This is a genomic window from Azospirillum argentinense (genome assembly GCF_000632475.1).
In the GTDB taxonomy this organism is placed as follows: domain Bacteria; phylum Pseudomonadota; class Alphaproteobacteria; order Azospirillales; family Azospirillaceae; genus Azospirillum; species Azospirillum baldaniorum.
This window is the reverse complement of sequence record NZ_CP007793.1, coordinates 1,435,001-1,448,718: the sequence shown is the minus strand read 5'-3', so window position 1 is coordinate 1,448,718 and position 13,718 is coordinate 1,435,001. Positions and strand designations below refer to the sequence as shown.

The following is a 13,718-nucleotide window of genomic DNA, read 5'->3' as shown; positions in this document are numbered from 1 at the left end:
CCATGCTGAAGGTATCGGGCGTCCACACCTTCTACGGCGCCATCGAGGCGCTGAAGGGGGTCGATATCGAGATCGGGGCCGGCGAGATCGTCTCGCTGATCGGCGCCAACGGCGCCGGAAAGTCCACGCTTCTCATGACCATCTGCGGCAGTCCGCGCGCCCGCATGGGCCGGATCACCTTCGAGGGGCAGGACATCACGCAGATGCCCACCTACGAGCTGGTCCGCCTGGGCATCGCCCAGTCGCCGGAAGGTCGGCGGATCTTCCCGCGCATGAGCGTGCTGGAGAATCTGCAGATGGGCTCCATCACCGCCAAGCCGGGCAGCTTCGCCAACGAGCTGGAGCGGGTCCTGACCCTGTTCCCGCGCCTGAAGGAGCGCATCAGCCAGCGCGCCGGCACCATGTCGGGCGGCGAGCAGCAGATGCTGGCCATCGGCCGCGCGCTGATGAGCCAGCCGCGGCTGCTGCTTCTCGACGAGCCGTCGCTGGGCCTCGCCCCGCTGGTGGTGAAGCAGATCTTCCAGGCGGTGAAGGACATCAACCGCGAACAGAAGATGACCGTGTTCATGGTCGAGCAGAACGCCTTCCACGCGCTGAAGCTCGCCCACCGCGGCTATGTGATGGTCAACGGCAAGGTCACCATGTCGGGGACCGGCGCGGAACTGCTGGCGAACGAGGAAGTGCGTTCGGCCTATCTGGAGGGAGGTCACTGATGGACGGCGTTCTCGGGTCCTCTCTGCCGGTGTTCCTGGGCCTGACGGTCCTGGTGTTCGGCGGCTGCGGCGTTTTGACCGGCCAGACCCTGGCCGAAGGCTGGAAGCCGCTGTCGAGCGCCATCGCCTACTCCATCCTGCTCGGCTTGGGCGACCGGTTCCTGGTCTGGGGCCTGTTCGGCGGCCAGCTCCTGTCGGTGTATGGATTCGTGGTGCACACCCTGGTGATCGGCGCGATCACCCTGACCACGTACCGCATTTCCATGGCGCGCCGGATGGTGTCCCAGTATCCTTGGCTGTACGAGCGTTCGGGACCCTTCGGCTGGCGCGAGCGCGTCGGCGGAACGCTCGCTGAATGATTGCGAATTCCATGGGGCCGATCGCGACCAGGACGTGGGTGAAACTGTCGCACTTGGCGATGATCGGACTATAGTGGAACCTTGTCGGCACCGGTGCCCCCAGCCCTTGGGGGACCGGTGAAAAGGCCCCGGCGGGGCCGGCGTACGACTCATAACAGGGAGCCAACGAAACTATGAACTACAAGCTTTCCCTCCTCGTTGCGGTTGCGGCGACCGCTATGACCGCCTCGGTGGCGAAGGCCGACATCGCGGTGGCGACCGCCGGCCCGATCACCGGCCAGTACGCCACCTTCGGCGAGCAGATGAAGAAGGGCATCGAGCAGGCGGTCGCCGACATCAACGCCGCCGGCGGTGTCCTGGGCCAGAAGCTGAAGCTGGAAGTGGGCGACGACGCCTGCGACCCGAAGCAGGCCGTCGCCGTGGCGAACCAGCTTGCCAAGGCGGGCGTGAAGTTCGTCGCCGGTCACTTCTGCTCGGGCTCCTCGATCCCGGCCTCGCAGGTCTACGCCGAGGAAGGCGTCCTGCAGATCTCCCCGGCCTCGACCAACCCGAAGCTGACCGAGCAGGGCCTGAAGAACGTTCTGCGCGTCTGCGGCCGTGACGACCAGCAGGGCCAGATCGCCGGCAAGTATCTGCTCGACAACTACAAGGGCAAGAACGTCGCGATCCTGCACGACAAGTCGGCCTACGGTAAGGGTCTCGCCGACGAGACGCAGAAGGCGCTGAACGCCGGCGGCCAGAAGGAGAAGATCTACGAAGCCTACACGGCGGGTGAGAAGGACTACTCGGCGCTGGTGTCCAAGCTGAAGCAGGAAGCGGTCGACGTCGTCTATGTCGGCGGCTACCACACCGAGGCCGGCCTGCTGGCCCGCCAGATGAAGGATCAGGGCCTGAACGCCCCGATCGTGTCGGGCGACGCGCTGGTGACCAACGAGTATTGGGCGATCACCGGTCCGGCCGGCGAGAACACCATGATGACCTTCGGCCCCGACCCGCGCGAGATGCCGGAAGCCAAGGACGCCGTGGAGAAGTTCCGCAAGGCCGGCTATGAGCCGGAGGGCTACACCCTCTACACCTACGCTGCCCTGCAGATCTGGGCGGAGGCGGCCAAGCAGGCCAACTCGACCGATTCGGCCAAGATCGCCGACGTGCTGCGCAAGAACACCTACAACACGGTGATCGGCAAGATCGGCTTCGACGCCAAGGGCGACGTGACCTCTCCGGCCTACGTCTGGTACCGCTGGAACAACGGCCAGTACGCCCAGGTCAAGTAATCTGGCCGTACGATTCGTTGTCTTTCAGGGACATGATGTCGTGCAAAGGCCCGGCGGGAAACCGCCGGGCCTTTTGCTTGGCGTGGTGTCTGCGGAGTGGTTCAGAGGGTGGCCGGATGCGCCGACATGGGGGGCGCCATGGGGGGCGACGTGTGAGGGGGTGCCACAGCCGGGGAGCGCTCCGCCAGAAGCCTCTCCGAAGTGTGCATCACGTCCCGCCAGAAGGCGGCGGCGCGCAGGTTGTTCGCAGCCGTGAGTTCGACGAGGCGGACGCGGCTGATGCGGATGGCGGACTCGCCCAGTTCTTCCACGAGGCGGGTCGCGAACAGGAGCACGTCGTGATCGATTTTCATGACGGCATCAACACGCCGGACCGGCGGTTTGTTCCGCAGGTGCGAAGGCGGTTGTTGCAGCACCGCTACATCACGGCTTCGGTATGCGTGGCGCACACAACGGACACTCGCCAACCGGGGGCGGTTTGGTGTTTGAATGGTCCGCCGTATCCGCAAGGTTGGCGGGTTTGACGTTTTTGGGTTTTGGAGATCGGATATGCGCAGAAAGCGCGAAGTCGTCGAAGGTCAGATGTTCCGCAAACTGGGTCCCGGCGGCGGCATCTGGCAGGTGATCGCCATCCGCAAGGATGGGTTGGGCACCCAGCACGCCCAACTTCAGCGGTCCGACGACCATAAGACGTTGAAGACTTTGGCAGTTTCCGCCTTGCTGGACGTGAACCAGTTCGAGATGGTCGCCGAACCGCAGGATTGATCCGCGCTCCGGCGCCGCTTCCCTTTTTATTTTTTGAACCGTCACGGACGCACGTGCCCTGCCCGAGTCCGGGTGCCGCCCTGTGTCCGTTTCGTTGGACGTAGGCACAAATCCACCCCGAAAGTTATGAATATCATCCTTTTGTGTTAGGAAGAATTCGCTGTCCGAATGCTTCGAACTCAAAGGAATAGGAAGAGTAAGACAAACGTTCGAGTAATGCAGAAATGCAACATCTCTGCGCGTCTTATCACAGAGCCCTTGTGACGGTGGGTGGTTGCTGTTATTTCGAAGTCATGACGCTTCAACCGCCGACGGAATGCGGCGGGCTCGCCCGATGAAGGTCGGTGTGATCAGACACCAACCTTCCGAACGGTTCGCATCGACAGCCCCGGCAACGCCGTGCACAAAGGAAAGAAGAAAATGACTCTGCGTGGGATTCTGCTCGGAACGGCGCTCGCGGCGATGCTGCCGACCGCCGCCATGGCCGCGACCGAGGGCTTTTACGTCGGCGCCGGCGCCGGCGTGAACTGGACGCGCGACGCCGATCTGCGCTTCGAGAACACCCCGACGGACGCCAGCACCAGCTTCAAACTGGGCGGCATCGGCGACATCTCCGCCGGCTATGCGACCGCCGCCGGCCCGCGCGCCGAACTGGAGTTCGCGTGGCGCTGGCGCAATTCGATCGACAGCACCGACAGCTCCAACGCGGCGGTGAACGGTCTGGGTGGCAAGGCCAGCTCGCTCGCCTTCATGGGCAACGTGCTGTACGACATCAAGACCGGCACCGCCTTCACGCCCTACATCGGCGTCGGCGCCGGTATCGCCCAGGTCCGTCTGGACCTCGGCGGCTTCGATGACCGCGACTGGGTGTTCGCCTACCAGGGCATCGCCGGCGTGTCCTACGCGCTGACCCAGAATCTGGCCCTGACGCTGGACTATCGCTACTTCGCGACCCTCGATCCGAAGTTCGATCTGGGCGGTCCCGCCGGCCTCGCCACCTCCACCGTGAAGGGCGAGTACCAGAACCACACCATCCTCGCCGGCCTGCGCTACACCTTCGGCGCCCCGGCGGCCGCTCCCGCGGCGGCCCCGATCGCACCGGCGGCTCCGGTCCAGGCGCAGCCGCAGTCGGAGTATCTGGTGTTCTTCGACTGGGACAAGGCCAACATCACGGCGGCGTCCGACAAGATCATCGGCGATGCCGCCGCCTCGGCCGGTCAGGTGCGGGCGGTCAGCATCCATGTGGTCGGCCACACCGACACCTCGGGCTCGCCGGCCTACAACCAGCGGCTCTCGCTGCGCCGCGCCGACGCGGTGAAGAACGCGCTGGTCGGCAAGGGGGTCGCCGCCAACCAGATCACCGTCGAGGGCAAGGGCGAGACCCAGCTCCTGGTGAACACCGGTGCGAACGTCCGCGAGCCGTCGAACCGCCGCGCGCAGATCCTTATCCGCGTGCAGTGATCCGGCGGGCCGGCGGTCCCGTTCCGGGCCGGTCGGCGCGATCAGAACAGGGAAAGGGCGTCGCCACCGCGGCGCCCTTTTCGCATCTGCGGCAGAAACACGCGCGGCATTGCGGAATCATGCATCAATTGTGGCATGAAACCTCCGGTCGGCGTATGAGGTTCATACCGGAAGCCGCACTTTGGTTTGAGACGACCGAGGCCGGCCCGGTCCCAGCGGACCCTGTCCCATCGGGTCATCCCCTCCAGCCGCCTTCGCCGAAGCAGGGTTGTCATGCAGGTATTGATCGCCGACGATCACTCCATCGTTCGCAGTGGCCTGACCCATCTGGTTGGGGAGCTGGACGAACAGGCCAAGGTGGCCGCGGCGACCAGCTTCGGCCAATTGACCCAGCTGCTGGATCAGGGGACCTACGACCTCGTCATTATGGACCTGCGCATGCCGGGCCTCGGTGGGCTGGACGATGTGGAGGCGGTGGTGAAGCGGGTGGCGCCGGTGCCGGTCGTCGTCTTCTCGATGATCGATTCGCCGGACGAGATGCGCGCCGTGCTGTCGCGGGGGGTGCGGGCCTTCATCCCGAAATCCACCGACGACGTGCTGGTCGTGAACATCCTGCGGCTGGTCATGGCCGGCGGGTCCTACGTGCCGCCGGTGCTCGGCATGCCGGGGATCGGCCAGACGCCGGCCGCCGCCAAGCCGCATGAGCCGAGCGTCTTCGACGGCATGACCCGCCGCCAGCTGGAGGTTCTCGACCTGCTGGCTCGGGGCCTGTCGAACCAGGAGATCGGGGAGCGGCTGGGCCTGAACCTCTCCACCGTCAAGACCCACGTCACCGGCGTGCTCAAGGCGCTGGGGGTGGGCAGCCGGACCCAGGCGGTGCTGCTGGTCAAGGAATCAGGCCGCGACCGTCTCGTGTAGGCTGCGGACCAAGGGGACGCCCACGGCGAACACCGTTCCGCGCCCCTCGACGGAGCGAAGCTCCAGCGGGTGGCCGAGCAATCGGGCCAGCCGGTCGACGATGGCCAAGCCCAGACCGATCCCCTCGCTGCGGTCGCGGTCGGGCCGGTCGAGCTGGACGAACTCCTCGAAAATGCGCCGGCGGTCGGCCTCGGCAATGCCCCGGCCGGTGTCGTAGACCTCGATCCACGCCGTGCCGCCGCGGTGCCGGCAACCCATCAGCACACCGCCCTGTTCGGTGTAGCGCACCGCGTTGGTCAGCAGGTTGCGCAGGATGCGTTCCAGAAGGAACGGGTCGGTCCGCACGGAGAGGTCCGTCGGCACGACGCGCAACCGCAGCCCCTTGTCCTCGGCGATCCCGGTGAATTCCGCTTCCAACTGGTCGAACAGGGCGGACAGGGCGACGTCGGCGGGCTTCGGCTCGACCACGCCGGATTCCAGCTTCGAGATGTCCAGGATGGCGTTCAGCAGGTCGTGCATGGAGCGCTGGGCCAGCCGCAGATCCTTCACCAGCGCCAGGGCGCGGGGCTTGTCGAGCTGCCGTTCCAGCATGCCGGTGAACATGTTGATGGCCTGGAGGGGCTGCTTCAGGTCGTGACCGGCGTGGGCGAGGAAGCGCGACTTCGCCAAGTGGGCCTGTTCCGCCGCCACCTTCGCGGTGTGCAGCTCAGCGGTGCGGGCGCGCACCTGGGCTTCCAGAGTGACGTTGGTCTGCTCCAGCGCCTGCGTCATGCGGGTGATGTCCGCGAACTGGCGTTCGACCTGCCGGACCATCGGGCGGAAGATCACCAGAACCTCGGCGCACAGGGTCAGCAGCGTCAGGATCAGGGCGGCGAAGCCGAGATTGTGCAGGGTGGCGAAGCCGCGTTCGCCGGCCTCCTGGTAGCGCGCCACCATGTCCTCCAGACCCGCCAGCAATGGGCCGAGCGCCTGATGGGTCACGAGGTCGGCCTCGGGCATGTCGGGTGGCAGACCGGCGGGGCCGGCGGCGATCACCGCGCGCAGCGCGGCGATATGGCGGAGCACCAGATCGTTCAGCGGCTCCGGCCCGTCGAAATAAAGGCGCCGCACGTCCTTGCCCATGGCCGGCCCCTCGTCGGCGCCGGTCAGGCGCCGGTGGGCGCGCTCGAACATGTCCGTCGCCTCGGCCAGGCGGGCGGTCAGGGCGCTCCGCTCGGCATCGGTCCGGGCGTTGCGGAGCTGCTCCGCCAGCAGGGCGGTGCGCTGGGACAGCATGCGCTGGCGGCCCGAGATGTTCACCACCTCCAGCATGTCGGCGTGCTGGTCGATGACGCGTTCGGTCATGACGAAGCCGGCCAGCGTGCACAGCGCGATCACCCCGAGCGCCAGCCCGTAGCGAAGCGTCATCCAGCGCGCCGTGGTGTTGCCGATGGGGACCATGCCGTCCGTCCTTCCGGTGCGGACCTTGACGACGATCAAGGTCGGGTGGTGCACGAAGGATCACTGTACCGCCATCGCCGATGCGCGGCATTCGCGAATGCAGCAAACGAATGCAGCAAACTCTGGGCGACGGATAAGGAAGGGGAGGGCGACCATCATGGCGATCAGTCGCGCGGATCTGTTTCGGGGACGCCTCCGGTCCGAGCCCGTTCCGTCCGAGGCGCCTCAGGCCATGGTGGCGCGCATCGGTGCGGCGTGCCTGTCCTACACCGGGACCGATTGCCGGATGTGCGGCGACCATTGCGACCACGCGGCGATCCGCTTCCGCCCGCTGGGGCGCGGGCGCTGGCTGCCGATCATCGAAGAGGGTGGTTGCACCGGTTGCGGCGACTGCGCGACCGTGTGCCCGGTCAAGGCCGTGACCATGGAGGTGGCGACCGCCTGAATGTGCCGGCCGGGGTTGCCGGCCGAATCTTGGAACGCTGCTTCTAAACCCTCTGTTGGTAAGGCGGTTTCATCCCCTGTCTGCCAACGGAGACACACATGTGGTGGCGCAACGTAACGCTGGTCTACGCCGCGGCTTTTACGGCGATCGGCATATTGGGCTTCATTCCGACCTTCCTGTCCCCGCCCCCGGAAGGCATGACCCTCGCCGTCGAATCCTTTCACGGCTATCTGCTCGGGCTGTTCCCGGTGAACCTGCTGCACAACGTCGTGCATCTCCTGTTCGGCCTGTGGGGCTTCTTCGCCTACTTCTCCAGCCGTCTGGCCTCGCGCAGCTATCTGCGCAGCGTCGCCGTGGCCTACGCCGTCCTGACCGTCCTCGGTTTCATCCCGGGTCTGAACACGCTGTTCGGGCTGGTGCCGCTGCACGGCAACGACATCTGGCTGCACGCCGTCCTCGCCATCGTGGCCGGCTATGTCGGCTTCATGGTGCATGAGACTGAGGCCGGCACGGAGAAGCGCGCCGAGTGGCGGGCGTAACGGCCCGGCCGTCAGGCCGCGTCGTCTCCTTGAAAGCCGCAGGCGGCGAGCGCCGCACGCATGTGGGGCGGAACCGGCGCCACTGCGCCGACCGCCTCGCGGGAGGGGTAGAGGGGCAGCGAAATGGCCCGCGACTGAAGGTGCAGCGGATGCCCCTCCGGCCCGCCATACTGCGGATCGCCCAGCAGCGGGCAGCCCAGCGCCGTGGCGCAGTGCACGCGGATCTGGTGCGTGCGCCCGGTGTGGGGCTTCAGTTCCAGCCACGTCATGCCCTCACCGCGGCCCAGGACCCGGTAGTCGGTGACGGCGCTCTGCCCATCGTCGGCGACGACGATGCGCCAGCCGCCGGTCTTGTTGGTGACCTTCTTCAAAGGCAGCTCGATGCGGCCCTGCTCCTCCGGCGGGGTGCCGGCGACGACCGCCCAGTAGGTCTTGTCGACCTTGCCGTCCTGAAACAGCTTGCCCAGCTTGCGCAGGGCCTTCGGGTGCCGTCCGAGGATCAGGCAGCCGGAGGTGTCGCGGTCGAGCCGATGGGCGAGCCCCGGCGGCTTCGGAAAGCCGAAGCGCAGGGCGTCGAAATGGCGCTCCAGATTCGGGCCGCCGCCCGGACCCGCGTGGACGGGCAGCCCGGCGGGCTTGTCGATGATGAGCATCAGCCCGTCGCGGTAGAGAACGCGGGCCTGGATTTGTTCGGGTGTCATGATGCCTTAACGGACGAGTCGGTCAGTCTTCCTCATCCTCTTCGGGGTTGAAAGCGGCTTCGTCAACCATTGTCAGCACGTCGGGCCGGATCGCGGCCAAGGCAAGCAGCACCGCCCGGACCGTTTCCGGAGGGTGGGCATCGCCCGCGACCTCGGCCACCAGCGCGTCGGTCACCGGTGGAGCGGCCGGAAGACGGCAGCGGATCGCGCGGATTTCCTTCTCGATGGCCTTGCGCTCCTCCGCCACGTCATTGGCGTAGTGCGTCTGGTGGCGCATCGAAAAATCGTGAAGGCGCCGATTGACGATCACCTCGGCGGCGAACAGGGCGCGGCGCTGGGCGTCGGCGATCTTGGCGGCCAGGTCGTCAGACATGGCAGGCCCTTGAACGGCAGACACTTGCCCCCACCCTGACCCTCCCCCGCTACCGCAGGGGAGGGAAAAGGCACGGGCGTCAGGCCAGCTTCAATTCCTTGAAGAAGTCGTTGCCCTTGTCATCGACGATGATGAAGGCCGGGAAGTCCTCGACCTCGATGCGCCAGATGGCTTCCATGCCGAGTTCCGGATACTCGATGCACTCCACCTTCTTGATGCAGTCCTGGGCGAGACGGGCGGCGGCGCCGCCGATGGAACCCAGATAGAAGCCGCCGTGAGTCTTGCAGGCCGCGGTCACCTCGGGGCTGCGGTTGCCCTTGGCCAGCATGACCATCGAGCCGCCCGCCGCCTGGAACTGCTCGACGAAGCTGTCCATGCGCCCGGCGGTCGTCGGACCGAAGGAGCCCGAGGCGTAGCCTTCCGGGGTCTTGGCCGGGCCGGCGTAGTAGATGGGGTGGTTCTTGAAATAGTCCGGCAGCGGCTCGCCGGCATCCAGCCGCGCGCGCAGCTTGGAGTGGGCGAGGTCACGGGCGACGATCAGCGGACCGCTCAGCGAGAGGCGGGTGCGGATCGGATACTGCGTCAGCGTGGCGAGGATCTCGCGCATCGGCTGGTTGAGGTCGATCTTGACCACCTCGCCGGCCAGATCGCCGTCGGTGATCTCCGGCAGATACTTCGCCGGATCGGTCTCCAGCTGCTCTAGAAAGATGCCGTCCTTGGTGATCTTGCCCACCGCCTGACGGTCGGCCGAGCAGGACACGCCGATGCCGATCGGCATGGAGGCGCCGTGGCGCGGCAGGCGGATGACGCGGACGTCGTGGCAGAAGTACTTGCCGCCGAACTGGGCGCCGATGCCCATGCTCTGGGTCAGCTTGTGCACCTCGGCTTCCATGGCGAGGTCGCGGAAGGCGTGCGCGTCCTCGCCGCCCTCGGTCGGCAGGTTGTCGAGGTAGCGGGCCGAGGCCAGCTTCACCGTCTTCAAATTCTGCTCCGCCGACAGGCCACCGATGACGATGGCGAGGTGGTAGGGCGGGCAGGCCGAAGTGCCGAGGTAACGGATCTTGTCCTCGAGGAACTTCAGCAGCCGGTCCGGCGCCAGCACCGACGGGGTGGCCTGATGCAGGAAGGTCTTGTTGGCCGACCCGCCGCCCTTGGCCATGAACAGGAACTTGTAGGCGTCCTCGCCCTCCGCGTAGATCTCGACCTGGCCCGGCAGGTTGTTGCGGGTGTTCTTCTCCTCGTACATGGAGATCGGGGCGAGCTGGCTATAGCGCAGGTTGCGCTTCAGGTAGGCGTCGCGGGCGCCTTCGGACAGGGCGGCCTCGTCGCCGCCCTTGGTGAAGACGCGGCGGCCCTTCTTGCCCATGATGATGGCGGTGCCGGTGTCCTGGCACATGGGCAGCGTGCCGGCGGCGGCGATGTTGGCGTTCTTCAGCAGGTCCAGCGCCACGAACTTGTCGTTCGGCGAGGCCTCCGGATCGTCGAGGATCGCGCGGATCTGGCCGAGATGGCCGGGACGCAGCAGATGGTTGATGTCCTTGAAGGCCTCTTCGGCCAGCAGGCGCAGGCCCTCCGGCTCCACCTTCAGGACCTGTTCGCCGTCGAACTCGACGACCGAGACGTGATCGGAGGTCAGCTTGCGGTAGGTCGTGTCATCCTTGGCCAGCGGAAACAGCGTCGCGGCGCCGCGGGCGGGGCTGATGTCATCGGGCATTCGGGGGGCTTCCTTCCTGTTTTTGGGTCACAGGCCCCGATGCGGCGCGTTGGAGCGCGCAAAAGGGCCAGGGCCACGCTCGCGCACCGTTATACACCCCTGCGCCCGCCGCACAACGGGAACGGAACGCCCTGCGGCGTTAAGGAAAGGGTCTGACCTCGGCCTCGAAACGATGCGGCCCGGCCCCATCGCCGAAGCGCTGGATGCCGGGCCGCAACACACCAACACGGACAAGACCTTACGCAGCGCTCTTGAACTGTTCGTTCAACTCCACCTGTCCTTCGACCACCGGCTCCGCCGGGGCGCCGACCCATTCGGTGTGGGCCGGGATCTCCTCGCCCTTCATGACCAGGGTCAGCGGGCCGAGTTGGGCGTAATCGCCGACGCTGGTGTCGTACAGCACGGTGGACCCGGCGCCGATGGTGACGCCGCGGCCGACCTTCACGCAGCCGACCTTCATCACGCGGTCCTCGTAGAGGTGCGTCTGCAGGGCCGACAGGGCGTTCACCGCGCTGTGGTCGCCGACCGAGACGCAGTCGAACTCGGTGATGTCGGTGGTGTCCATGAAGACACCCTCGCCGAACTTCGTGCCGAACAGGCGCAGCACCCAGGGCAGCATCGGTGTGCCGCGCAGATGGTCGAGCAGCACCTTGCCGGCGAGACCCCAGTAGAGCACCGCCACCGCTTCGGTCTTCATGGCCCACCAGGACCACATCGGCTTCACGGTCGGCGTGTAGCGGCCCATCAGCAGCCACTTCACCAGGATGACCACCGCCACCATCGCCACCGGGATGGCGACGCTGACGCCCAGGAACTGCGCCAGGAAGGCGCCGTAGCGCTGCTCCAGGATGGCCGGGGCAAACAGCTCGACGGCCAGCGTGCCGAAGGTGATGAACAGCATCGTCGGCATCGACAGGCTGAAGGCCTCGAACACCGCGCGGCCCAGGCGGCGGGCCTTGGACGGCTCGTAGGTCCAGTTGGCGCCGACCCCGTCGAAGCGCTGGCGCACCGGCAGCTTGATCGGCGGGCTGCCGAACCACGTCTCACCGGCGGACATCGCCTCGTTGGCGGGCGGCTTCGACTTGATGCCGATCAGCGAGCCGGTGGGGATGCAGGCGCCCGCCGGCACCACCGCGTCGTTGCCGACGAACACGCGCGCCTCGGTCTTCACCGGCTTCAGGAACATCCAGCCGCGGCGGATGTCCTCGTCGCCCAGAACCACCTCGTCGGCGATGAAGCACTTCTCGCCGATCTCGACGAGGTCGTAGCGCCCGGCGAGGTTGGTGGAGATTTCGGCGTCCTTGCCGATCTTGGCGCCCATCAGCCGGTACCACGCCCGCATGTAGACCGTGGCGTAGAGCGAGCTGAGCGTGTCCAGCATCACCTCGGTGGACAGCGCCACCATCCATTTGCGCAGGTAAAAGCCGCTGTGCACCGAGTAGGTGCCGGCCTCGACGCGCGGCAGGACGATCCAGCGCACGGCGGCGATCATGCAGACCGTAACCGCGACCAGCGCCATGGCGGTCGGCCAGGCGATCAGCGGCAGGTAATAGAGGTAGCTGACGCCGAACACCGACCCCAGCACCCCGTCGAGATTGTCGAACAGGTAGAAGGCCGGAAAGATCGGCATCAGCGAGATCGGCGGCAGGGCCAGCAGCATCGCCGTGTAGAAGGCGGTGTTCAGCCCGCGGCGCAGCCGTCCGGCGGTCGCCGGGGCGGGCAGCTCCGCCCGGTCGACGCTGCCGACGCGGCGGGCGGGCGAACCGTCCCAGCGCTCATAGGCGCCGGTGCGGGCGCCGGCGGGCAGGGCGGTCAGGTCGGCCAGCTCCGTGCCGTGACCGACCACCGCGTCCATGCCGATGACGCAGGACGTGCCGATGTAGGCGTCAGCGCCGATCTCCACCGCGCCGATGACCAGCTCGTTGCCGATCACCTCGGCGTTCGCCAGCTTCACCTTGCCGCCGATCGAGGCGCCGGCACCGATGGTCACGAGGTCGATGGCGCCGGACTCGAATTCGCCGATCAGCGCCTCGTCGCCGACCTTGGCGCCGAGCGCGCGCAGGAGGACCCGCATGACCGGCGAGCCCTGGAACCACTTCAAATGGACGAGGCTGATGAAGCGCTGCGCCAGCCACCAGCGGTAATAGTAGGTTCCCCACAGCGGGTAGCGCCCGGGCTTCGTCCGCCCGATGACCAGCCATTTGGCGGCGACGGCGATCACCACCGTGGCGGCGTTGATGACCATATAGACGCCAAGCAGCGTGACGATTTCCTGAAGGAAATTGGCGTCCTCGCCGGACAGCAGCATGTAGCTGACGAAGACGCCGAGCCACTGTGCCGTCATCAGCGCCAGGATGAAGGGCAGGGCCGCCGCCTGTGCAGCACCGCAGAGGAAGCGACGCAGCAGGGGAGGCGGCGTGAAGGAGCGGTCCTTGCGTTCGGCTCCGCCGCCATTGCCGCCACGCGGCGCGCGGGCGTCCAGCCGCTCGGCCATGGCGCGCAGGCTGCGGGCGCCGTAGACGTCCTGCAGGGTCAGCCCGTCGAGATGCCGGGTCTCCCGCACCGCCGACACGAACCGCGCGGCGAGCAGCGAATGCCCGCCCAGATCCATGAAAAAGTCGGCCTCCAGCGGCACCGCCTGACCGGGGAAGACGCGCTTGGCGGCCTCCAGCAGGGCGGCCTCCGTCGGGGTCTGCGGCTCGTCCTGTTCGCCGGGGCCGGCGTCGTCGGTCAGCGGCGCGGCCTGCAGCGCCTTGCGGTCGGCCTTGCCGGAGGTAAGGCGGGGCAGGCGGTCCGTCACCTCGAAATGCGACGGCACCATGTAGCTCGGCAGTTGGGCGCGCAAGCCGTCGCGCAGGGCCGTTTTGTCCAGCGTGGCGCCGGCCTGCGGCACCAGGAAGGCGACCAGCCGATCCAGCCCGTTATCGTTGCGCAGCACGACGGTGGCCTGGCTCACGCCGGCCATGTCGGTCAGCTTGGCCTCGATCTCGCCCAGCTCCAGCCGGAAGCCGCGGAT

The 13,718-nt window shown here is 67.1% G+C and carries 14 protein-coding genes (1 of these 14 cut by a window edge); 8 read left to right on the top strand and 6 right to left on the bottom strand.

Translation table 11 applies throughout. The features are described from left to right. Positions 1-2: 2 nt before the first annotated feature. From ABAZ39_RS06860 to ABAZ39_RS06850, 3 genes are all read left to right on the top strand, one after another. The gene (locus ABAZ39_RS06860; RefSeq protein ID WP_014240352.1) at positions 3-713 is read left to right on the top strand and encodes an ABC transporter ATP-binding protein; all 711 of its coding nucleotides are present in this window, start codon (positions 3-5) and stop codon (positions 711-713) included. Beyond that, positions 713-1,072, top strand: coding sequence for a DUF6867 family protein (locus ABAZ39_RS06855; RefSeq protein ID WP_038527921.1), 360 nt, complete (start codon positions 713-715; stop codon positions 1,070-1,072). Before ABAZ39_RS06860 ends, ABAZ39_RS06855 begins: the two co-directional genes overlap by 1 nt. Positions 1,073-1,245: 173 nt before the next feature. Beyond that, entirely contained in the window at positions 1,246-2,346 is a 1,101-nt protein-coding gene (locus ABAZ39_RS06850; protein WP_038527919.1) for a branched-chain amino acid ABC transporter substrate-binding protein, read from the top strand. Positions 2,347-2,447: 101 nt separating this feature from the next. On the opposite strand, the gene ABAZ39_RS06845 is transcribed toward ABAZ39_RS06850, so the two are convergent. Then, positions 2,448-2,699 carry a hypothetical protein gene (locus ABAZ39_RS06845; protein ID WP_038527917.1) on the bottom strand — a complete coding sequence of 84 codons (252 nt, stop codon included), beginning with the start codon at positions 2,697-2,699 and terminating at the stop codon, positions 2,448-2,450. A gap of 196 nt (positions 2,700-2,895) precedes the next feature. On the opposite strand from ABAZ39_RS06845, the gene ABAZ39_RS06840 reads away from it, so the two are divergent. The 3 genes from ABAZ39_RS06840 (at position 2,896) to ABAZ39_RS06830 (ending at position 5,490) form a co-directional block, all read left to right on the top strand. Beyond that, a complete protein-coding gene (locus ABAZ39_RS06840) occupies positions 2,896-3,111 on the top strand; it encodes a hypothetical protein (RefSeq protein WP_038527915.1) in 216 nt (71 codons plus the stop codon). A 420-nt stretch (positions 3,112-3,531) separates the two neighbouring features. Then, positions 3,532-4,572, top strand: a complete 1,041-nt coding sequence (locus ABAZ39_RS06835) for an OmpA family protein (RefSeq protein WP_038527913.1) — start codon at positions 3,532-3,534, stop codon at positions 4,570-4,572. Positions 4,573-4,845: 273 nt separating this feature from the next. Next, positions 4,846-5,490 (top strand): response regulator transcription factor, encoded by a 645-nt coding sequence (locus ABAZ39_RS06830; protein ID WP_038527911.1) that lies wholly within the window; start codon positions 4,846-4,848, stop codon positions 5,488-5,490. Here the strand turns inward: ABAZ39_RS06830 and ABAZ39_RS06825 are convergent. Next, positions 5,467-6,984 (bottom strand): ATP-binding protein, encoded by a 1,518-nt coding sequence (locus tag ABAZ39_RS06825; RefSeq protein ID WP_247881640.1) that lies wholly within the window; start codon positions 6,982-6,984, stop codon positions 5,467-5,469. The genes ABAZ39_RS06830 and ABAZ39_RS06825 overlap by 24 nt on opposite strands. Before the next feature lie 178 nt (positions 6,985-7,162). Here ABAZ39_RS06825 and ABAZ39_RS36485 point away from each other — a divergent pair, with 178 nt between their 5' ends. Both ABAZ39_RS36485 and ABAZ39_RS06815 read left to right on the top strand, forming a co-directional pair. Then, a complete protein-coding gene (locus ABAZ39_RS36485) occupies positions 7,163-7,375 on the top strand; it encodes a 4Fe-4S dicluster domain-containing protein (protein WP_103040980.1) in 213 nt (70 codons plus the stop codon). Positions 7,376-7,473: 98 nt separating this feature from the next. Continuing rightward, positions 7,474-7,914 carry a DUF4383 domain-containing protein gene (locus ABAZ39_RS06815; RefSeq protein ID WP_014240362.1) on the top strand — a complete coding sequence of 147 codons (441 nt, stop codon included), beginning with the start codon at positions 7,474-7,476 and terminating at the stop codon, positions 7,912-7,914. An 11-nt stretch (positions 7,915-7,925) separates the two neighbouring features. Here ABAZ39_RS06815 and ABAZ39_RS06810 read toward each other — a convergent pair whose 3' ends face one another. The 4 genes from ABAZ39_RS06810 to ABAZ39_RS06795 all read right to left on the bottom strand — a co-directional run. Further along, complete coding sequence (locus tag ABAZ39_RS06810) at positions 7,926-8,615, bottom strand: RluA family pseudouridine synthase (protein ID WP_038527907.1); 690 nt, start codon at positions 8,613-8,615, stop codon at positions 7,926-7,928. A gap of 22 nt (positions 8,616-8,637) precedes the next feature. Next, positions 8,638-8,988 carry a hypothetical protein gene (locus tag ABAZ39_RS06805; protein WP_038527905.1) on the bottom strand — a complete coding sequence of 117 codons (351 nt, stop codon included), beginning with the start codon at positions 8,986-8,988 and terminating at the stop codon, positions 8,638-8,640. 79 nt (positions 8,989-9,067) lie between these two features. Beyond that, positions 9,068-10,702, bottom strand: a complete 1,635-nt coding sequence (locus ABAZ39_RS06800) for a fumarate hydratase (RefSeq protein WP_038527903.1) — start codon at positions 10,700-10,702, stop codon at positions 9,068-9,070. A 238-nt stretch (positions 10,703-10,940) separates the two neighbouring features. Beyond that, positions 10,941-13,718: the 3' portion of a Pls/PosA family non-ribosomal peptide synthetase gene (locus ABAZ39_RS06795; RefSeq protein WP_038527901.1), read on the bottom strand. Its footprint extends 1,206 nt past the window's final position; only the last 2,778 of its 3,984 coding nucleotides appear in the window; its start codon lies beyond the right edge, outside the window; it ends in the stop codon at positions 10,941-10,943.